Origin of the sequence: Exiguobacterium sp. Helios, from assembly GCF_014524545.1 — a bacterium.
Taxonomy (GTDB): domain Bacteria; phylum Bacillota; class Bacilli; order Exiguobacteriales; family Exiguobacteriaceae; genus Exiguobacterium_A.
This window is the reverse complement of the sequence record NZ_CP053557.1, coordinates 2,401,131-2,418,852: the sequence shown is the minus strand read 5'-3', so window position 1 is coordinate 2,418,852 and position 17,722 is coordinate 2,401,131. Positions and strand designations below refer to the sequence as shown.

The 17,722-nt window shown below is 46.7% G+C and carries 20 protein-coding genes; 16 read left to right on the top strand and 4 right to left on the bottom strand.

Annotation, left to right across the window (positions count from 1 at the left end; translation table 11 throughout):
• Window positions 1-9 precede the first annotated feature (9 nt).
• The 7 genes from HNY42_RS12635 to trxA all read left to right on the top strand — a co-directional run bounded on the left by HNY42_RS12635 (window position 10) and on the right by trxA (window position 6,303).
• The gene (locus HNY42_RS12635) at window positions 10-417 is read left to right on the top strand and encodes a DUF350 domain-containing protein (protein WP_188004583.1); all 408 of its coding nucleotides are present in this window, start codon (window positions 10-12) and stop codon (window positions 415-417) included.
• A gap of 184 nt (window positions 418-601) precedes the next feature.
• Window positions 602-1,495 carry a YitT family protein gene (locus HNY42_RS12630; RefSeq protein WP_114595280.1) on the top strand — a complete coding sequence of 298 codons (894 nt, stop codon included), beginning with the start codon at window positions 602-604 and terminating at the stop codon, window positions 1,493-1,495.
• A gap of 172 nt (window positions 1,496-1,667) precedes the next feature.
• On the top strand, window positions 1,668-3,341 hold the full coding sequence (locus tag HNY42_RS12625) for an AMP-binding protein (protein WP_188004582.1): 1,674 nt from the start codon (window positions 1,668-1,670) through the stop codon (window positions 3,339-3,341).
• Between the two features lie 71 nt (window positions 3,342-3,412).
• A complete protein-coding gene (locus HNY42_RS12620; protein ID WP_012371036.1) occupies window positions 3,413-3,991 on the top strand; it encodes a fatty acid metabolism transcriptional regulator FadR in 579 nt (192 codons plus the stop codon).
• 81 nt (window positions 3,992-4,072) lie between these two features.
• Complete coding sequence (locus HNY42_RS12615) at window positions 4,073-4,846, top strand: electron transfer flavoprotein subunit beta/FixA family protein (RefSeq protein WP_131502770.1); 774 nt, start codon at window positions 4,073-4,075, stop codon at window positions 4,844-4,846.
• Window positions 4,847-4,861: 15 nt separating this feature from the next.
• Window positions 4,862-5,824 carry an electron transfer flavoprotein subunit alpha/FixB family protein gene (locus HNY42_RS12610; protein WP_188004581.1) on the top strand — a complete coding sequence of 321 codons (963 nt, stop codon included), beginning with the start codon at window positions 4,862-4,864 and terminating at the stop codon, window positions 5,822-5,824.
• Between the two features lie 116 nt (window positions 5,825-5,940).
• Window positions 5,941-6,303 carry a thioredoxin gene (trxA, locus tag HNY42_RS12605; protein ID WP_131502768.1) on the top strand — a complete coding sequence of 121 codons (363 nt, stop codon included), beginning with the start codon at window positions 5,941-5,943 and terminating at the stop codon, window positions 6,301-6,303.
• A 60-nt stretch (window positions 6,304-6,363) separates the two neighbouring features.
• Here the strand turns inward: trxA and HNY42_RS12600 are convergent, their stop codons facing one another.
• Together HNY42_RS12600 and HNY42_RS12595 are read right to left on the bottom strand one after the other, a co-directional pair.
• A complete protein-coding gene (locus HNY42_RS12600; RefSeq protein WP_188004580.1) occupies window positions 6,364-6,741 on the bottom strand; it encodes a VOC family protein in 378 nt (125 codons plus the stop codon).
• A 22-nt stretch (window positions 6,742-6,763) separates the two neighbouring features.
• A complete protein-coding gene (locus HNY42_RS12595) occupies window positions 6,764-8,086 on the bottom strand; it encodes a dihydrolipoyl dehydrogenase family protein (RefSeq protein WP_188004579.1) in 1,323 nt (440 codons plus the stop codon).
• Between the two features lie 82 nt (window positions 8,087-8,168).
• On the opposite strand from HNY42_RS12595, the gene uvrC reads away from it, so the two are divergent.
• Window positions 8,169-9,953 (top strand): excinuclease ABC subunit UvrC, encoded by a 1,785-nt coding sequence (gene uvrC / locus HNY42_RS12590; RefSeq protein ID WP_131972411.1) that lies wholly within the window; start codon window positions 8,169-8,171, stop codon window positions 9,951-9,953.
• Between the two features lie 101 nt (window positions 9,954-10,054).
• On the opposite strand, the gene HNY42_RS12585 is transcribed toward uvrC, so the two are convergent.
• Entirely contained in the window at window positions 10,055-10,669 is a 615-nt protein-coding gene (locus HNY42_RS12585; RefSeq protein WP_012371029.1) for a PH domain-containing protein, read from the bottom strand.
• Window positions 10,670-10,778: 109 nt separating this feature from the next.
• Window positions 10,779-11,198 (bottom strand): DUF2507 domain-containing protein, encoded by a 420-nt coding sequence (locus tag HNY42_RS12580; protein ID WP_131502764.1) that lies wholly within the window; start codon window positions 11,196-11,198, stop codon window positions 10,779-10,781.
• A gap of 224 nt (window positions 11,199-11,422) precedes the next feature.
• Between HNY42_RS12580 and HNY42_RS12575 the strand changes: the two genes are divergently transcribed.
• The 8 genes from HNY42_RS12575 (at window position 11,423) to HNY42_RS12540 (ending at window position 17,719) form a co-directional block, all read left to right on the top strand.
• The gene (locus HNY42_RS12575; RefSeq protein ID WP_114595289.1) at window positions 11,423-12,040 is read left to right on the top strand and encodes a succinate dehydrogenase cytochrome b558 subunit; all 618 of its coding nucleotides are present in this window, start codon (window positions 11,423-11,425) and stop codon (window positions 12,038-12,040) included.
• A gap of 19 nt (window positions 12,041-12,059) precedes the next feature.
• Window positions 12,060-13,823 carry a succinate dehydrogenase flavoprotein subunit gene (sdhA, locus tag HNY42_RS12570; protein ID WP_131502763.1) on the top strand — a complete coding sequence of 588 codons (1,764 nt, stop codon included), beginning with the start codon at window positions 12,060-12,062 and terminating at the stop codon, window positions 13,821-13,823.
• The gene (gene sdhB / locus HNY42_RS12565) at window positions 13,823-14,629 is read left to right on the top strand and encodes a succinate dehydrogenase iron-sulfur subunit (RefSeq protein ID WP_114595290.1); all 807 of its coding nucleotides are present in this window, start codon (window positions 13,823-13,825) and stop codon (window positions 14,627-14,629) included. Before sdhA ends, sdhB begins: the two co-directional genes overlap by 1 nt.
• Before the next feature lie 66 nt (window positions 14,630-14,695).
• On the top strand, window positions 14,696-15,151 hold the full coding sequence (locus HNY42_RS12560; RefSeq protein ID WP_131502762.1) for an acyl-CoA thioesterase: 456 nt from the start codon (window positions 14,696-14,698) through the stop codon (window positions 15,149-15,151).
• A 65-nt stretch (window positions 15,152-15,216) separates the two neighbouring features.
• On the top strand, window positions 15,217-15,480 hold the full coding sequence (locus tag HNY42_RS12555; RefSeq protein ID WP_012371023.1) for a phosphocarrier protein HPr: 264 nt from the start codon (window positions 15,217-15,219) through the stop codon (window positions 15,478-15,480).
• A gap of 87 nt (window positions 15,481-15,567) precedes the next feature.
• Entirely contained in the window at window positions 15,568-16,383 is an 816-nt protein-coding gene (gene racE, locus HNY42_RS12550) for a glutamate racemase (RefSeq protein ID WP_188004578.1), read from the top strand.
• On the top strand, window positions 16,374-17,126 hold the full coding sequence (gene rph / locus HNY42_RS12545; RefSeq protein WP_188004577.1) for a ribonuclease PH: 753 nt from the start codon (window positions 16,374-16,376) through the stop codon (window positions 17,124-17,126). Before racE ends, rph begins: the two co-directional genes overlap by 10 nt.
• On the top strand, window positions 17,123-17,719 hold the full coding sequence (locus HNY42_RS12540; RefSeq protein ID WP_131502759.1) for an XTP/dITP diphosphatase: 597 nt from the start codon (window positions 17,123-17,125) through the stop codon (window positions 17,717-17,719). Before rph ends, HNY42_RS12540 begins: the two co-directional genes overlap by 4 nt.
• Window positions 17,720-17,722: the final 3 nt, after the last annotated feature.

Genomic DNA, 17,722 nt, shown 5'->3' with positions numbered 1-17,722 from the left:
CGCGGTTAGGTGAATATTTTTGAAAACGTCTATGTCTATACGACAGCTTTATATTCGGTTGCGGGACTATTGATCATCATGGGTCTGGCACTTTTTGAGTTGACAACCCGGTACCGAAACTGGGAACATATCAAGAGTGGAAACATCGCTGTGGCGCTGGCGACCAGTGGTAAAATCATTGGTCTGGCAAATATCGTGCATTTTGCTGTTCAAAGTGAACAGCGTGTCGGAGCAATCTTTTTAGAGAGTGCCTTCGGATTTTTACTATTGATTTCGACCTATTGGATTTTTGAATTCTTAACTCCGAATCTTCCGGTCGACCGGGAGATCGAAAAAGGAAATATCGCTGTCGGCATCATCTCCTGTTCGTTATCGATCGGGATGTCTTATGTGATTGGTTCAGCGTTAGTGGGGTGAACAGGTGTTAGAACGATTAGCAAAAATCATGTTCGGTGTATCGATTGCCTTTTTGGTCGTCGGTCTGTTATGGATTTTTATGAATTAAAAGAACTGGCTCTGCCGAGTGATTATTCCGTACTGAGATCGATTCAGTACGGAATTTTTATTGGCAGGACACAAAAAAATGAAGGAGGAAACGACTATGAACGTCAAAAAAACTAATACGAATGAAATACGGCGGCGCGCCTTTGAAGCGATGCAACTGATTTCCTGGAAAGATATCTTTTGGGTCATCATCGGTTCAGCTATCCTGGCGTTCGGCATCAACTACTTCACGATTCCGAATGACTTGTCTGAAGGAGGATTGATCGGGATTACCGTCATCTTCTACTACCTGTATGGGTGGGATACCGGTTTAGTCTCGTTAATTGCGAATGCATTACTGTTTGTCGTCGGCTATCGCTTCTTAAGTCGGAAAACGATGATCTATTCTGTCATTTCCGTTGCAACGACCTCATTTGTCCTGTCGTCAACGGCGTCACTCGCGACGAGTTCCGACAGCCGGCTGATCGGGACAGTCTATGCCGGAATCTTGATCGGTCTCGGAATCGGTCTTGTCATCCGGGCAGGTGGAACGACCGGCGGTGGTGTCATCATCGCCCGGTTGATGAATAAATATCTGAATTTAGGAATTGCCGTATCCATGTTCATCATCGATGTGACGGTTGTCGGGGCGTCCGGATTTTTGTTCGGCGAAGAAACGATGCTGTATACGTTAATTGCCATCATCATCGGTTCGTATTTAATTGATTTGGTCAGTGAAGGATTGAACGTCCGGGAAGCCGTCACGATCATTAGTCACCGTCAGGAAGAAATCGCGACGATCTTGACTGAAACACTGGGACGCAGTGCGACCGTCATCCACAGTCACGGTCATTTTACGAAACAGAAAAACGACATGTTATACATGATTGTCGACAAACGTCAGCTGGCGCCATTGAAACAAATCGTCGAAGCGGCCGATCCGCGTGCCTTTGTCGTCATTCATAAAGTACGGGAAGTCATCGGGGAAGGATTTACGTATCCATCCCGTTAAATGTCTTAAAGCGTCAACCACTCGTGAAATCTCACGGGTGTTTTTTTGGTATGTTTTAAAATACCTGTTATTTGGAAAAAATGAAATTTATTTTAACAGAAGACTAGCCGCTATGGCTGAATTAAACGTATAATAAAAATGAATAGTAATTCAGTTACAGGGAGGGAATGGAATGGATTCAGCATGGTTAAAGGATTATCCGGCACAAGTACCTGCATCAATCGACTATCGTGAAGTACCGCTTTATCAGGCACTTGAAGAGGCGGCAGATGAGTTTCCGGAGCGGAGAGCCCTTAGTTTTCTCGGGAAACGTATGACGTTTCAGGAAGTACGGCAGGAAGCCCGGAGTTTTGCACAAGTGTTGCAAGATGCCGGGCTTGAGAAGGGGGATCGCGTCGGTTTGATGTTGCCGAACTGTCCGCAGTATATAATCAGTTACTATGCAGTGCTGTACGCCGGTGGAATCGTTGTTCAAGTCAATCCGTTATATACGGACCGTGAACTGGAACAAATTCTCGTCGACTCAGGCGCGAAGATGCTCGTCACACTCGATTTGCTGTATCCGAAAGCTTCACGTGTCAAAGCGAATACACGTTTAAAAACCGTTGTCACGACAAGCATTGCTGATTATCTGCCATTTCCTAAAAATAAACTGTATCCGATCAAGTCCCGGAAAGACAATAATATCATCATTGATACTACAGGATCGATTCCTTTTCTGTCCCATCGCGGGAGTGGGATGATTGAACCGGTGAGTGTCGACCCAAAAGAAGATATCGCAGTGTTACAATATACAGGCGGAACGACCGGTGCGCCTAAAGGAGTCATGTTGACGCACTTTAATCTAAGTGCCAATGTCGAACAGATCAGTCATTGGTTCTATAAATATTCACGGGGAGACGGGAAAAAGCTGTTGGCAGTCGTCCCTTATTTCCATGTCTACGGTATGACATGTAACTTGAACTTCGGTATGTTCAATGCATATGAACAGATCATTTTACCGAAATTTGACTTAGAACAAGTCTTGAAGACGATCGATAAAGAAAAACCAAGCCTGTTTCCAGGTGCACCGACGATGTATGTCGGATTGTTGAATCATCCAAAATTGAAAAAATATGATTTATCCTCAATCGAAGCGTGTATTTCAGGATCGGCACCGTTACCGGTTGAAGTACAAGAAAAATTTGAACAGGTAACGGGCGGGCGGATCGTCGAAGGATACGGGTTGTCGGAAACAAGTCCGGTGACGCATACGAACTGTATTTGGGATAAACGGGTTCCCGGAACAGTCGGAATTCCTGTTTCGGATACGATGGCGAAAATCGTTCAACCGGACGGAGAAACGCCGGCTGCACCAGGAGAAATCGGGGAGATTCTTGTCCGTGGTCCGCAAGTCATGAAAGGATACTGGAAACGTCCGGAAGATACGCAGGCTGTTCTGCGTGACGGATGGTTGCACACAGGTGATCTTGGATATATCGGAGAGGACCATTATTTCCGGATTGTTGATCGGAAAAAAGATTTGATTATCGCCTCGGGATTCAATATTTATCCCCGGGAAGTCGAAGAGATTTTGTACGAACATCCGGCGGTCAAAGAAGCAGTCGTCATCGGTGTGCCGGACGCCTACCGTGGAGAAACAGTCAAAGCCTTCATCGTTTTGAAAGATGACATGAAGACGACAGAAGAGGAACTGGATCACTTCTGCCGGAAAAGTTTGGCGTCATTCAAAGTGCCGAAGCAATATGAGTTCAGACAAGAGTTACCAAAAACGTTTGTCGGGAAAATCCTGCGCCGTGTCTTAGTCGAGGAAGAACGGGCCAAACAACTGGAAGAAAGCAGTTGACAGCTCGAAATGACATGATAGAATAAATATGAATGAACCATCATTCATTTTATGTGTTAGGAGATAGCCTTATGAAAAGAACGATGTCTAAGAGTGATCGCATCATTGATGCGGCAGTGAAGGTGATTGCGAAAAATGGCTACCACGGTGCCAAAGTAACAGCTATCGCGAAAGAAGCAGGCGTAGCGGATGGAACGATTTATCTTTACTTCAAGAACAAGGAGCACTTATTAATTTCTTTGTTCCAAGCCAAGATGGGTAGTTTCATCGAATATTCGGAGGCGCAAATCGCACATCATCAATCAGCGACACAACAACTGGCAGCGCTCATTGAAGCGCATCTTGAACAGTTGTCGGTTGATTATGATTTGGCCGTCGTCACGCAAATCGAGTTACGCCAATCGAATCAAGAGATGCGCCATAATATCGCAACGGTTTTAAAACCGTATCTCCATCTGATTGATCGTGTGATTCGAAACGGGATGGAATCGGGAGAGTTCTCAAACGAGCTGGATTATCGTTTGGCACGGCAAATGGTGTTCGGCACGATTGACGAGGTCGTGACGAGCTGGATGGCGAGCGGGTTTAAATACGAGTTGCTCGAAACGCGTCACGGTATTCATCGCATGTTAATTAAAGGGCTGAGTTAAGCCCTTTTCATGAAAAACTTTTTGTAAGCGGATACAAAAATGATGGTGGTCAATAGAAGTTGATACGAGGGGGAACGAAGAATGGAAATCTACGTCTTGTTAAAACGAACATTTGATACGGAAGAAGCAATTCAGCTCGAAAATGGTCAAATCGAAGAGGATGGTGCAGAATTCATCATCAATCCTTATGACGAATATGCAGTCGAAGAAGCGATCCGTGTACGGGATGCACAATCCGGAACGGTGACGGTTGTCACCGTCGGACCGGAAGATGCAGACAAAGAACTGCGGACGGCGCTTGCGATGGGAGCAGATCAGGCAGTCCGGATTTCGATTGAAGACGATATTGAAGAAGCGGATCACTATTCGATTTCAGAAGTTTTGGCCGGATATCTCAAGGAACAGAAGGTCGATCTGATCATCGCCGGGAATGTAGCGGTTGACGGAGGAAGCGGGCAAGTCGCTCCGCGCGTCGCAGAACTGCTTGACATCCCGTATGTCACGACGATTACGAAACTGGAGTTAAACGGAACGGATGCTGTCGTAACACGTGACTCGGAAGGGGATACGGAGGTCATTAAAACATCGTTACCATTGCTCGTCACGGCACAACAAGGATTAAACGAGCCCCGTTATCCAAGTCTTCCGGGCATCATGAAAGCGAAAAAGAAACCACTCGAAGAGCTCGAATTATCTGATCTTGAATTAGATGAGGATGAACTTGCACCCCGTCTTGAAACGGTCGAACGCTTTTTGCCGCCAAATAAAGCAGCCGGTAAAATTCTAGAAGGTGATTTGTCGACACAGGTCCAGGAACTCGCTTCATTATTACGCAACGAAGCAAAAGTTGTTTAAGGGGGAAGAAACGATATGTCAAAAGCACTTGTACTTGCGGAATCACGGGACGGGAATTTACGAAATGTATCATTTGAAGCAATTGCAGCAGCAAATCTAGTGGCAGATGAAGTCGTAGTTGCCTTAATCGGACAAAACGTGGCGGCAGATGCAGCACAACTTGCGACACGAGGCGCCCATCACGTCCTCGTCGTTGAAGACGAGCGATTGCAGCATTACACACCGGACGGATACGGACAAGTCTTCATGCAACTGCTGGATCGTGTTGCGCCAGACGTCATCGTATTTGGTCATACATCACTCGGTAAAGACCTATCACCGAAAATTGCAGCGAAACTGCAAGCGGGATTGATCAGTGATGTCACGTCAATCGAAGGAACGGGAGAAGATGCTTCTTTCATCCGACCGATCTATTCAGGAAAAGCTTTTGAAAAAGTAAAGGTATCAGAAGGAAAAACGCTCTTTACAGTCCGCCCGAACAACATCGAACCACTGGCTGAAGGCTCTTCCGAAGGGACTGTCGAATCGGTAACCGTTGAATTGAAGGATTTACGGACAATCGTTTCGGAAGTCGTTCGAAAAGCAACGGGCGGAGTCGATCTATCGGAAGCAAAAGTCATCGTTGCCGGTGGACGGGGGGTCAAAAGTTCGGATGGGTTTGCACCGCTTCAAGAACTGGCTGATTTACTCGGCGGCGCAGTCGGTGCATCACGTGGTGCGTGTGATGCAGACTATTGTGACTATGCCCTGCAAATCGGTCAGACGGGTAAAGTCGTCACACCCGACTTGTATATCGCTTGCGGGATTTCCGGTGCGATTCAACATTTAGCCGGCATGTCGAACGCGAAAGTCATCGTCGCCATCAACAAAGACCCGGAAGCGAATATCTTCTCGGTGGCAGATTACGGAATCGTCGGCGACCTATTTGATGTCGTCCCGTTGTTAACAGCAGAATTCAAAAAAATGCTTGTCCATTAAGACAGCGGAAAGGAAGCGAAGAGTAACTTCTTTGCTTCTTTTTTCTTGCTATGACTTGTCTGAGCAGTTTCGTTTGTTGTAAGGTAGGGCTGTGCTATACTCAAGTCAGTAAAAAGATGGGTTCGATAAATAAATCAAACCAATCTAAAAATAGGAGGTTTTTCTCAATGGCAATCGTACACGCAACTAGCCAATCGTTTAAAGAAGATACACAAGAAGGTCTCGTTCTCGTTGATTTCTGGGCAACATGGTGCGGACCTTGTCGCATGCTTGCTCCTGTTCTTGAAGAACTCGATGCAGACATGGAAAACGTGAAAATCGTTAAAGTTGATGTTGACGCTAACCCGGAAGTCGCTGGAGCTTTCCAAGTCCAAAGTATTCCGACACTCGTCTTGTTCAAAGACGGTCAACCGGTTAACAAAACAATGGGCTTCATGCCTAAAGATGCATTAAAAGAATTCGTCGAAACATCAAACTGATTCTAAGCACACTTTCAAAAGGCATTCCGTCAATCGACGGAATGCCTTTTTTGAGTGAAATCAATTTATCGGCGAACAAAGTTCAATCAAATGACCGTCCGGATCGAGCACGTAGGCAACAGTTTGCCCCCACGGTTTTTCAGTCGGAGGCAAGATGGTTTTGTGACCGGCCTTTTTAATCTGTTCATACAAATGAGCCACATCCTCCGTCACAAAACCAAGTTCCATCGATTGTTGAACGGTTTTGTCCGGAATTTCATAGGGAATGATGGAACGAACGTCTTCTTTTGTATTGAAGGCAAGAATCGTTGATCCGGTGTCAAATTCCGTATAACTTCCATGCTCAGCTTTAATCGGAAGCCCAAGCAGATCATGATAGAACAGGCGGGTCTTTACGGGATCAGTAATGTATAGAATCGTATATCCGTAACGAACCATGTTAACCCCTCGCTTTCATCAATCAGTCTTCAAGTAACGAAGCAATGTCAGATGCCGGTGTCGGATAAGAAAAACTTGTTTTTTGCAAGGCGGAGCTTGGAATCCGGTGTTGCATCGCGAACGAAAAATAATTGGCCAGTTCTGCAGCATGGACGCCGATGAAATGTGCCCCAAGAATCTGATCGTCTTCCCCGATCAATACTTTTGCCCGAGCGAACGGGTCTTTGATTCGGACATTTGTTTGCCAACTCGAGGTATCAATTAATTTTCCGCGGTATCTTGTATTGTTTTGTTTTAGACTGGCCTCCGTCTGCCCGACTTTTGCAAGGTTCGGCGTGGTAAAGACGATACTCGGCACAGGAAGTAACTCCAGTCGGCGTCTATTACCTTCAAGCATGTTACAGGCCGCAAGACGTCCTTCCGTCCCAGCGAAAGGAGTCAAGGCAGGGTTTCCGCTGACTGCGACATCACCCGCTGCATAAATGTTCGGAGCGGAAGACTGTAAATAGTCGTTCACATGGATTCCTTTTTCTTCGTAAACAACACCTGCTTTTTCCAATTGCAAATGTTCGATGCTTGCGATACGACCTGTTGCATTCAAGACAACGTCAGCTTCTAAGCGTGTTCCGTCGGAAAGCGTCAACGTCGTGTCCGAGTATGATACGGCTTCCGTTTCATGAAGAATCTGAATACCGAGCGCTTGTGTCGCTTCGAGCAAGACGGAAACCAATTCGTGTTCAAATTGTTTAAGTGCACTTGAACGAAGAAGAATCGTCACTTCGGCACCGGCGATTCGTGCCAGGTGAGCAAATTCAAACGAAATGTATCCTCCACCTATGCAAACCAGGCGACGGGGGACATCCCGTAATTCCAGAAATTCATTACTGTTGAGAAAACGTTCACTTCCGGGAACGGACAGCTCGCGTGGTCGAAGGCCGGTCGCAATCAAAAATTGTTCGGCCTCCAACTCGATATCATCAACCAGAAGCTTTTTATTGGATAGAAAACGCGGTTCACCGTGATAGTAGTCAATACCCAAGTCATCATACCGATTTCGGGTTTGTTCCGGGATGGCGCGTGTGTATTCATTTTTCCGTTCCATCAGTTGGCGCCAGTCAATGGATACAAGACCTTTTAGTCCATATCCCAGCAGACGTTCGACGGCATCCTTTGCTTCACTGCCGGTGAGTAGAATCTTTTTAGCATCACAACCGCGTTGGGCACACGTACCGCCCGGTGTGAAATTTTCGATGATGGCGACGTTAAGTCCTTTTTCAGCAAATTTATAAGCTGCTTGATTCCCGGCTGAGCCTGTACCTATTACAATGCAATCGTATGTACGCATTTTTTATCCCCCATGTGTCATAATCAATGTATGATATTTACCCTATAACGTAAAACTAGAAACGGTGGAAGGAGACATTTTTGTGAGTCATCAAGAACATATTAAGGCGAAATTATCCCTTTTACCTGACGAACCAGGCTGCTATCTGCATAAAAATCAATTCGATGAGGTCATTTATGTCGGAAAAGCCAAAAATTTAAAGAACCGTGTCCGGTCTTATTTCACCGGAGCGCATGATTTAAAGACAGAACGGCTTGTCGCAGACATTCGTGATTTTGAATACATCATCACTGGAAGCGAGCTCGAAGCCTTGCTTCTTGAGATGACGCTGATCAAGAAACACGATCCGAAATACAACATCATGCTGAAGGATGATAAATCCTATCCGTATCTTAAAATTACGAATGAGACGTATCCGCGTCTGATTACGACCCGTAAATTAAAAAAAGACGGCGGACATTACTTTGGTCCTTATCCGAACGCCTATGCTGCGAACGAAACGAAACGTCTGCTCGACCGATTGTATCCATTGCGAAAATGTCAGCCGATGCCGAAGAAATTGTGTTTGTATTATCATATTGGTCAATGTCTCGGTCCTTGCGAAATTCCGAACCTAGAAGGCGTTCAAAAAGACATCGTTTCGGAAATCCGCCGTTTCTTGTCGGGAGAAACAAAAGACCTGGTCCAGTCGTTGCAACAAAAGATGAGTGTTGCAGCGGAGGAGATGGAATTCGAGCGGGCAGGGGAGTTGCGTGACCAAATTCGGGCGATTGAATCCATCATGAATAAGCAAAATATGATTACAGCAGATTTGACTGCCCGGGATGTCTTCGGGATTTATGTCGATAAAGGATGGATGTGTGTCCAGGTCTTCTTCCTGCGTGGCGGAAAAATGATCGAGCGCGATGTATCACTGTTTCCGATTTACGGAACACCGGCAGAAGAGCTCGAGAGTTTTATCGTTCAGTTCTACGAAAAAAATATCAAGCCCAGCGAAATTTATGTGCCCCCCCTCGTCAATCAGATGTTGCTCAAAGAAGCGCTTGATTTGCGTGTCCATGTCCCGGTGCGAGGGTCAAAACGTAAGTTGCTTGATCTTGCGACGAAAAATGCGGAGAATGCAATCGGCGAACGGTTCGAACTGATTGCCCGTGATGAAAAGAAAACCGTTCAGGCCGTCCAGGAACTTGCCGATGCGATTGGGATCCATCCGTTATCGCGGATTGAAATCATTGATAATGCCAATATCCAAGGTGCTGATGCCGTTTCGGCACTCGTCGTTTTCGAAGACGGGAAGCCGCTCAAAAAAGAGTATCGCAAATTTAAAATCAAGACGGTCAAAGGACCGGATGATTATGAATCGATGCGGGAAATCGTCAGACGGCGTTACCGACGCCTTCTGCTCGAAGGAGCTCGATTACCGGATCTCGTTTTGATTGATGGTGGACTCGGCCAATTAAATGCGGCACTTGAAGTCATTCAAGATGAACTGGGGTTATCCCTGCCGGTCGGCTCACTGAAAAAAGATGATAAGCACCGGACGAGTCAATTATTGTTCGGGGAAGGCGGGCAGTTGATTGAACTGCATCCACGTTCGAGTGCGTTTTATCTGCTGCAACGTATGCAAGACGAGGTCCATCGATTTGCCATCACATTCCACCGGTCATTGCGCTCAAAAGGAATGACCCGGTCGTTGCTTGACGATATTCCCGGAGTGGGGCCAAAACGCCGTCAACAGTTGATCCGTCATTTTGGATCGATGCGGAGTTTGAAGAAAGCGAACATCGAACAGCTGACGGAAGCGGGCTTACCCGTTAAGTTAGCGGAGACGGTTGCGGAATATCTCAGTCAGACGAATGAAGAATAAAATAAAAAAAGAAACGCGCCATTCCCTCGGATTTCTGATAGAAAGCGAGAGGCTGGCGCGTTTTTTATAGTGGTCCTTCAGATTAAGTTAAAGCATTGGTTTTAATTGTTAATATATTTTTCGTAGAACGAACCAAAGTCTTTTTGATTCCATTTGTAATAATGACCCTGTAACCAGTCGAACGACTCTTGCGATAAGTCTTTGAACGTTTGCGGGACATTCATGTCGCCTTGGCGAAGACCGCCGAGAATCGTCACGGAATGATTGAGTGAACTGTTGGCGAACTCAAGCATTTTTTGTCCTTCGTATTGCTTCTCGGCAATCGCAAGAAGTGCTTTGTAGAGATCCTTCACGTGTTCAAGCTGTTTTTTATCGACATCAATCGAGTAATGTTTTCCACCGATTTCGAACTTGATTTCGACATCAAGGTCGACTGTACCGGCTGTTTCAAACATGACATGACGAATCGGGTAATGCGCATATGGATAACGATAGAGAACACGTTTTGAGCTGACGGCACTTTCGCCATCAAGGTGAACAAGCGCTAGGTTCGTAAAACAATACTCATCTGTTTTCGATTTGATTAAAAAATAAATTTTTTCGCCGTCTTCATGTAACACATAGTCATCCGCGGCGGCCTTGTCAAAATCGTCCGGGTGAATCACTTGCCCAATATCACTGAATCCTGTTAAATCGGCTGCTAGTTTCTTGAACATAAAAAATTCCTCCTTTGGTAGATGCGACTGAGTATTGATACGGCAATCAAACTAAAAAGGTTTCATGTTTCAAGAATTCGAGGTTTGCCTTCAAACTCCTGTCCGGATTTCAAAGTGAACGTTCAATCGGATCTTTTGGATCCATCTCAATTAAAATCTGCACGTGGGTTTTATTTAATTCAGCGTATCCTTCAGCCACACAACCATGCAGTCGGGAAAATTGTTCCGCTAAAAAGCCGGCTTCCAGTTGAAAATAACCTGCAGGACGGTCGAGGCGTGTCGATTCGGGCGGTGTTAATAAAAAACTCAGGGAGTTTCCTTTTTGTTTCTTTAGTTCGAGATGTCCCCAACCTGCTTCGTAAAAAAAGGGAGTCGCTTCTTCGGCACTTAAGATCGGGAATTCACGTGCCAGTCGCTTGCCTGCCCAATAGATGACATGGCGATAATCTGTTCCTAGTAAATCCATCAGCACATAGTCGCGAATCAGTTCGATTCCGAATGCGGAAGAGGGCGTTGGTACTGAATCCATCAACAATCACTCCTATCTCTGAAACTATTATAGCGGGGTAATTCTCCTCGGTCATTGTTTTCCTGAAAAAATTTGCAGTTATTTGCAGTTAAATGCAACGGCTCGGGTTGTCTTATAAAAAGGACAGGAGTAGAATAAGTGATGAAAAGACGAATTTCCTTATGAAAGCGCTTTTCTACCAAAATGCGCCAACGTTTGATTGGCAAACAAAAGGGGGGATTTGGATGGCGAATCATCGTGATTTCGTGGGGCGTAAAATACACTCACTGCTCGGCGTCATTCCAATCGGGTTATTTTTACTTTCTCATTTTACGACGAACTATTTCATCGTTCGTGGGGAGGAAGACTTTAATAAGGCTGCGGAAGTCGTGGGGAGCGTTCCGTATCGGTTGTTCTTGGAAGTGTTTGTCATCTTCATTCCAATCATCCTGCACGGTATCTACGGTGTTTACATCGCATTTACAGGTTCCGCGAACACAGGTCGTTATACATACTTCCGGAACTGGATGTATGTGCTACAACGCTTTTCAGGTATTTTCCTCGTCGTGTTCATCACATGGCACGTTTGGGAAACACGGATTGCAGCAGCAATGGGTACGGCAGTTGATGCGAGTATGATGCAAAATATCGTCGATAACGGATTCATGCTTGCCTTCTACATCGTCGGAATTTTAGCGACGACGTTCCACTTGGCGAATGGTCTCTGGACGTTCTGCATCACATGGGGAATCACACAATCACCCGCTTCTCAAAAAGCGATGTCTTATGTGGCAGCCCTCGTATTCATCGGATTATCGTTTGTAGGCGTACGCTCGATCTTGACGTTTGCAGGCGTGTTGTAAGGAAAGGGGAACTAACAACATGGCGAATAAGAATCTTGTCATCATCGGTGGAGGACTCGCCGGTTTGATGGCTACGATAAAAGCAGCAGAACAAGGTGTACCCGTTAAATTATTTTCACTTGTGCCCGTCAAACGTTCACACTCCGTTTGTGCGCAGGGGGGGATCAACGGGGCCGTCAACACGAAAGGGGAAGGTGACTCACCTTACCAACATTTGGACGATACGGTATATGGCGGCGATTTCTTAGCCAACCAACCACCCGTTCAAAAGATGACGGAAGCAGCACCGAAAATCATCCACATGTTCGACCGGATGGGTGTCATGTTCAACCGGACACCGGAGGGATTGCTTGATTTCCGTCGTTTCGGAGGAACATTACATCACCGGACGGCTTATGCCGGTGCGACGACAGGTCAACAATTGTTGTATGCACTCGACGAACAGGTCCGTAAGTTCGAAGCGCAAGGTTTGGTAGAAAAATATGAAGGATGGGAATTCCTTCGTGCAATCATCGATGAAGAAGGTATTTGTCGCGGTGCGGTATGTCAAAACTTACGTTCGATGGAAATCGAAGCGTTCGCAGCTGACTCAGTCATTTTAGCAACAGGCGGTCCGGGGGTTATCTTCGGAAAATCAACAAACTCGGTGATCAACACAGGGCAGGCGGCGGCAGCTGTCTACCGTCAAGGTGCCATTTATGCGAACGGCGAGTTTATTCAGATTCACCCGACAGCGATTCCGGGGGATGATAAACTGCGTCTCATGAGCGAATCAGCACGTGGTGAAGGCGGACGCGTCTGGACGTATAAAGACGGCAAGCCATGGTACTTCCTGGAAGAAAAATATCCGGCTTACGGAAATCTTGTGCCACGTGATATCGCGACGCGCGAAATCTTTGATGTTTGTGTCAATCAGAAGCTTGGTGTCAACGGGGAAAACATGGTCTACCTTGACCTTTCCCACAAAGATGCAAAAGAACTGGACGTCAAACTGGGTGGGATTCTTGAAATCTACGAAAAATTCGTCGGAGATGATCCACGAAAAGTACCGATGAAAATCTTCCCGGCAGTCCATTACTCAATGGGTGGATTATGGGTCGATTATGATCAAATGACGAACATCCCGGGCTTATTTGCATCCGGTGAGTGTGATTACTCGATGCATGGCGGTAACCGTCTAGGGGCGAACTCATTATTGTCTGCCGTATACGGCGGAATGGTCGCTGGACCGGCAGCCATCGCTTACATGAACGATCTCGATCAGTCTGTCCATGAAATGCCGCAAGAAGTCGTCGAAGCACATAAGATTGCAGAAATCAACCGTTTCAACGACATCCTCGCGATGGAAGGTACGGAAAATGCGTATCAAATTCACCGTGAACTCGGTGAAGTCATGACAGATAATGTCACGGTTGTCCGTTACAATGACAAACTCGAGCAAACGCTTGAGAAAATCAAGGAACTCCGTGACCGCTTCACACGTATTTCGGCAACGGATACAGCACGTTGGAGCAACCAGGGCGCATCATTCATCCGTCAACTCGATCATATGCTTGATCTTGCGGAAGCGATTACGCTTGGAGCCCTGAAACGGGACGAGAGCCGTGGTGCCCATTACAAACCGGACTTCCCGGAACGTGATGACGAACGGTTCTTGAAAACAACGATGGCCCGTTATACGAACGGTCATCCGGAAATCTATTACGAAGAAGTCGATACATCATTGATTCCACCACGTAAGCGCGACTATAGCAAGAAGTCGAAGAAAGAGGTGAAGGCATAATGGCGACACCACTCGAACAGAAAACGAATCAAAAGCCGGTTCAATTCATCGTCCAACGTCAAGATGGACCAGATGGTAAAGCATATGATGAAGCATTTGAAGTCCCTTACCGCCCGAACATGAACGTCATTTCGGCCTTGATGGAGATTCGTCGTAATCCGGTCAATGCAGCCGGAGAAAAAACGACACCGATCAACTGGGATATGGGCTGTCTCGAAGAAGTATGTGGCGCGTGTTCAATGGTTATCAACGGAACGCCCCGTCAATCATGTACAGCACTTGTCGACAAGCTCGAGCAACCGATTCGTCTTCAACCGATGCAGACGTTCCCGATTGTCCGTGACCTTCAGGTCGACCGTCAACGGATGTTTGATGCTTTGAAGAAAGTCAAAGCTTGGGTACCGATCGACGGTACGTATGATTTAGGTCCGGGACCACGGATGCCGGAAAACAAACGCCAGTGGGCATATGAACTTTCGAAATGTATGACATGCGGTGTCTGTCTGGAAGCGTGTCCGAACGTCAATGACCGGTCGAACTTCATCGGACCGGCAGCGCTTTCGCAAGTCCGTCTCTTCAACTCGCATCCAACCGGTGCGTTCCACAAAGAAGAGCGTCTTGAAGCTTTGATGGAAGACGGCGGAATCATGCAGTGTGGAAACGCACAAAACTGTGTTGAAGTGTGTCCGAAAGGGATTCCACTGACAACATCAATCGCGGCAATGAACCGTCAGACGACATTGCACTCATTCAAGAAATTCTTCGGAAGTGACGAAGGACGTACGGGTGAAGCAGTTAGTCATTAATACAAAAACGTAAAATTAAAGAAGGGGCGATGCTCCTTCTTTTTATAGTTTAAGGAGGAAATGATTGTGCGTGTACCTAGTTATATCAATGATTTAGATCCATGGTTGGAACAGATGAAACACGGGACGCGACTTGATGTCGCGGTCCGGTTCGCTGAAACCGACGCTTACGGTCATATGAATAATCGGGTTCCCTTCGTTTATTTCGAAGATGTCCGGACTCTGATGCTAGAAGAAACGGGCTACTCGCTTGCTGACGACGGCATCGTCGTCGTCGCGGATGCACAGTGTAACTACATCCGACAAGTCTATCCGCGGGCCCGTCTTGCCGTCTACGCCTATCCTGTACAGGTCGGTACGGCTTCGTGTGATGTGCATTACGCAGCGTTTAGCGAACAAGAGGAATTGATGTTTACAGGACGGACCTCGATGGTTCAGATTGATCGTTCCGGGAATGCCTTTCCATGGAATGAAGCATATAAAAATTCCTTGCAGAATCGATTCGAATCCGTTATCATTTGATAATGAGTTCACATATTCGAAAACGACTCACTAGTACGTTATTAGTGGAGGGAGATTTCTTAATCATGGAAAAAACATTCAAAGTCATCGCGGATTCAGGCATTCATGCTCGTCCGGCAACACAACTCGTCAACACAGCTTCTAAATTCCAATCAGACATCAACTTGGAATACAACGGAAAGACTGTAAACCTCAAGTCGATTATGGGTGTTCTTTCACTCGGAATCGCAAAAGACTCAGACATCAAAATCGTTGCAAACGGTGACGATGCTTCTGAAGCTATCACGACTCTTTCAGATATGCTGACAAGCGAAGGTCTTGCTCAGTAATCCTTTATCGTACATTCTTGGACGCCGGTCTTGCACCGTCGTCCTTTTTTGTTACCATATGAGATGAGAGGAAAGTGAGGGGAAATCGTGAATAGATCAATTGGAGTATTAGATTCTGGGGTTGGTGGATTGACGGTCGCACGTGAATTGATGCGTCAGCTGCCCCATGAACAAATCATATATGTCGGAGATACGTTACGGTGTCCGTATGGTCCTCGGCCGGAAGAAGAAATTCGTCAATTTACGTGGGAGATGATTGATTTTCTTGTCGCCCAAGATGTGAAATTGATTGTCATCGCCTGCAATACGGCGACAGCCGTCGTCCTGAAGGAAGCCCGGCAAAAGTTGTCGATTCCAATCATCGGTGTCATCGATCCGGGTGCACGGGCTGCGGTTAAAGTCACACGTTCGAAACGAATCGGTGTCATCGGTACGAAAATGACGATTGAAAGTAACTCGTATGAAAAAGCATTACGTCATGTCGAGGGACAAGTCGTCGTCGAGTCGTTGGCCTGCCCACCGTTCGTCCCGCTTGTTGAATCATCCCAGACAAGTGGACCGTATGTGGAACGTGTCGTTGCGAACACTTTAAAACCCTTGCTTTCGTACGATATGGATACACTGATTTTAGGGTGTACACATTATCCGTTGCTTGCAGAAGTCATTGGACGAGTCATCGGACCAGACGTCCAGCTGATTTCTTCGGGAGACGAAACCGCACTTGAAGTAAGTGCTTTGCTTGATTATAACGGCATCACATCAGCACACGATACCGTTCCGGAGCATGTCTATCATGCGACCGGTGATACACGCTCTTTTGAACGAATCGCCAGTGACTGGTTAAATCAACCGGTCCAGGCAAAACGGTTAGTGTTAGGAACGGAGGAAGAAAAATGCGTTTAGATCAAAGAGCACAAGCAGACATGCGAACGATTCAGTTCGAGACGGGTGTCAATAAACACGCAGAAGGATCGGTGCTGATATCGGTTGGTGATACACGGGTCTTATGTACAGCGACGGTCGAAGAAAAAGTACCGCCCTTCCTGCGTGGGAAACGACACGGATGGATCAATGCCGAGTATGCGATGTTACCGCGGGCGACAGCACAACGGACAGGTCGGGAATCCGTTCGAGGCAAGCAGACAGGACGGACGATGGAAATTCAACGATTGATCAGCCGGGCATTGCGGTCTGTCGTCAATCTTGAGAAATTAGGCGAACGGACGGTTTGGATTGATTGTGATGTTCTTCAAGCAGATGGTGGAACCCGGACAGCGGCCATTACAGGTGGTTTCCTGGCGCTCGTCTTAGCGGTTGACGGATTGATTCAAAGCGGTAAGCTGACGGATACACCAATCAAAGAAGGAATAGCAGCAGTATCGGTCGGGAAAGTCGGGACGGAGTTATTGCTTGATCTTTGTTATGAAGAAGACGCAGCGGCAGATGTCGACTTGAATCTCGTCATGACATCGTCCGGGAAAATCGTCGAACTCCAAGCGACAGGAGAAGAAGCAACCTTTTCTCGCAAAGAAATGCTCGATATGCTCGAACTTGGGGAAAAGGGTATTGAAGAACTCCTCCATGCGGCGGAACAATCGTTAGGCGCCTCGTGGTGGTATGTCGGGGAAGAGGTGGAACACGGATGAAAATTATCGTAGCAACGAGAAATCCCGGAAAAGTCGGTGAGTTTCAGGCGATGCTTGGAAGACTCGGATACGACGTTGAATCCTTACTGGATTATGAGACGGCGCCTGAGACCGAAGAGACCGGATCGACATTTGAAGAAAATGCGGAATTGAAATCCAAAGAGGCAGCGGCCTATTTTGGTCATGCCGTACTGTCGGACGACTCCGGGCTTGAAGTGGATGCGTTAGACGGAGCACCGGGTGTCTACTCGGCCCGTTTTGCAGGAGAGGACAAGTCAGATGCTGCTAATAACGCGTTGCTGTTAGAAAAGTTAGCGGACACACCGGCAGAACAGCGAACAGCTCGATTTGTCTGTGCTTTGTCACTGGCAAAACCGTCGGGTGAAACATTGACTGTCCGTGGGACGATGGAAGGACGGATTGGATTTGAATTAAAAGGAACAAACGGTTTTGGTTATGATCCATTGTTTATTATTCCGCCCTTAAATCAGACGGCGGCCGAATTAACGAAAAGTGAAAAGGCGGCCATCAGTCATCGTGGACAAGCGTTGCGAAAACTTGAAGCGACATTAACTACTTTTTTGGGAGAGTGATTT